The following is a 2,805-nucleotide window of genomic DNA, read 5'->3' as shown; positions in this document are numbered from 1 at the left end:
TTTAAGTTATTAATAGTGAACAGTAAAATTTAGATTGCTTTTTTATGTTTAAAGTAGATTTGATTTCCGCTCTAGACGTACGCTTTCCGCGGGGGGAGCGATAAGCCATCACCCATCGCATACGCGCGTGGTTATGATGTCTTATCTGTCTCCCTCCTCCCGCTGGAGTCGCCGCCTGTCGCTACAATCAATAATTAGAAAATGTTCGTGTTTAATCCGTAAAACGTTATTTATGAAAGTAATTCGTATATATAAAACAAATACGATGGACAACCATAAATATTTAAGGGGTTTATATATAATGCGATTTAATGCAGTGGATTCGAAAGTGCCATTACTTTTTTATTTTTTTATCATGTTAGTTGTTTTTATAATGTCAAAATGGTTTATATTTTTGGTTTTAGCTTTGATGTTTCTTATTTTTATAAAGATAAAATACCAATTAGTTATAAATGATCATAACTTGTCTTTTATAGTTTCTCTATTTGGCTTAGATATTTCCAAAAGAAAGGTGAATAAAGAAAATATAAAATTGATTGAATTTAAAAGAATAGGTTGGCACCAAAAGTCAGTGTTTATTAGGCTAAAAAAAGGATTTACATGGAAATTTTTTAGTTTTCAACCAGATAATTTTGATGAATACTTAGAAAGCTTCGCTACTACTAACTCAATAAAAATAAAAAGGCATAAAAATTATTGAATTCTTGGATGCTTAGAAATCACTTTTTCTTATTGAACTATATCTAAAAGTTAGGGGGACCATTCAAATATTTGAGAAGTTTAATTTCGACTTAATTTATAGTGAACGCGATGATTTCACTCCCCTAGTGGTCATGATGTGTGGTGTAGCTGGTTCCGGCAAAACTACATTCTCACAACAATTAGAAAAAGAAGGCTTTGTGCGGCTTTCTATTGATGAGGAAATATGGGCCACTAATGGTCGGTATGGGATCGATTTCCCGATTGAAAAGATTGAAGAATACAAGAAAGTTGCTGAAAGGAAACTGCGGAATTATTTATTTAAGTTAATTCACGATAAGCGGCAGGTAGTAATTGACTTCAGTTTCTGGGATCGTGCAAGAAGGAACGAATATAAGCAACTAATTGAAAAGTCTGGCGGTAAATGGAAGCTTATTTATTTAAAAGTTCATGCCGATGATTTGCGTGAACGGCTTAAAATTCGAAACAAACGTTTTGATGCTAATGCTTTTCCTATTACAGAAGAAGTTTTAACTTCCTACCTTAATGGATTCGAAGTACCAATAGGTGAGGGAGAAATTGTAATTGATAATTAGTCCTATCAATCCATTACCTTTTAATTTTTCTTTTTGGATAAGTGTATCTACAAAAAAAGCATGAACAAATAGATGGCTGATTTTCGCTCTAGTCGGACGCTTTTTCGCGGTGGGAGCGATAAGTCATCACCCATCGCTTACACGCGTGGTTGTGATAGCTTATCTGTCTCCCTCCTACCGCTGGAGTCTAGTCCTGTCGCTACAATTATTAAACAGAAAATATTAGTTTTTAATCATTTTTATAGCGTGATTGTAACGGCAGATATGCTCAATACCCAAAACCGTATCATTCGAACTATAGAATCTAACCTTTACTTTACTTCCACTAAAAGTCTCTTTTCTTTTCGAAGTAAAACAAGAATTTAGTTAAATAAGCAATTCGGAAGTTAGAAACACTTTGCATGGGGGGAGATTATATGAATTTAGAAATCCAAAGTGATTTTATCAATGTCAATATCGAGGAAATGAAGGAAGTTTATACTTCTGTAGGGTGGCTCAAGCATACAAATGAGGTTATTCAACAAGTATTCGAAGCTAGTAATGTCATAGCAATAGTTAAAGTCAATGGAAGAATTGTTGGTATCGGCAGAGGAATAACAGATGAAGTCTTTAATGGTGCAATATATGACGTTGTGGTTCATAAAGATTTTCAAGGACAAGGAATAGCTAAAAAAATTATGGAGTTTTTACTTGATAGACTAAGCAATGTTTCTTGTGTCCATTTAATATCAACAACTGGTAACGAAGGGTTTTATAGAAAACTTGGATTTAAAAAGTTGAAAACTGGAATGGCAAGGTATTTAAATCCAAGTCTAAGTGATGAGTACTTAGAGTAATATTCCTTGTTCAACTTACGGGGGCGTTTGTAAAAAAAAACATCAAAGTAAAATGAGACTAGATATGATATCTAGCTCATTTTATGTTATTCCTGTATTTCTCCCGCTGGAAAGCCTCCGACTAGAGCGGAAACTAACGGGCATGAATGCACAGGTTAATATTATGCATGTTTCGGATTTAAAATAGCAAACATTTCATGGTCTTCCCACTGTCCGTTAATTTTAACACTTTTTTTAGCTAAACCCTCGTTATGAAAACCTGCTTTTTCTAAAACTCGAATAGATCCTTTATTAACCGGCATTACACCAGCTTCAATGCGATGGAGGTCTAGAATATCAAAAGCATACGCAACAACTAGCTTAGCAGCTTCGGTTGCATACCCCTTTCCATTATGGGTTTGATCTAAAGAATATCCTAAAAGTGCTTTTTGAAGAGGCCCTCTAGAAACTTGAAATAACGAAATTGAACCGATAAGCACGTCATCATCTTTTTTAAAGATCCCAAACTGATAAGCAATATCCTTTTCTTTAGCTTGAGACCATTTTTCAATTGCTTCTTTTTGAGCTTCTAAAGTCCAAAAATTTTCTGGATGAGCGACTGAATAGATTTTTTGAAAGTCTCGATTGTTCATTTCAAAATTTAGTAATTCTTCTGCGTCTGAAAGTACAAACGG

The 2,805-nt window shown here is 34.1% G+C and carries 4 protein-coding genes; 3 read left to right on the top strand and 1 reads right to left on the bottom strand.

All coding sequences use genetic code 11. The annotated features are described in order from the left end of the window. Window positions 1-301: 301 nt before the first annotated feature. From AC06OU_RS13830 to AC06OU_RS13820, 3 genes are all read left to right on the top strand, one after another. Window positions 302-700: a hypothetical protein gene (locus AC06OU_RS13830; protein WP_475856523.1), complete on the top strand. Its 399-nt coding sequence runs from the start codon at window positions 302-304 to the stop codon at window positions 698-700. 67 nt (window positions 701-767) lie between these two features. After that, complete coding sequence (locus tag AC06OU_RS13825; protein ID WP_475856525.1) at window positions 768-1,295, top strand: P-loop nucleotide/nucleoside kinase family protein; 528 nt, start codon at window positions 768-770, stop codon at window positions 1,293-1,295. Window positions 1,296-1,711: 416 nt separating this feature from the next. After that, window positions 1,712-2,131 (top strand): GNAT family N-acetyltransferase, encoded by a 420-nt coding sequence (locus AC06OU_RS13820; RefSeq protein ID WP_475856521.1) that lies wholly within the window; start codon window positions 1,712-1,714, stop codon window positions 2,129-2,131. 161 nt (window positions 2,132-2,292) lie between these two features. Here AC06OU_RS13820 and AC06OU_RS13815 read toward each other — a convergent pair. Then, window positions 2,293-2,805: GNAT family N-acetyltransferase (locus AC06OU_RS13815; RefSeq protein WP_475856519.1), on the bottom strand; the 513-nt coding region annotated here is incomplete at its 5' end.

It is taken from the genome of Psychrobacillus sp., assembly GCF_056205495.1.
Note: the sequence above shows the minus strand (reverse complement) of the source record. Positions and strands in the feature narration are given on the sequence as shown.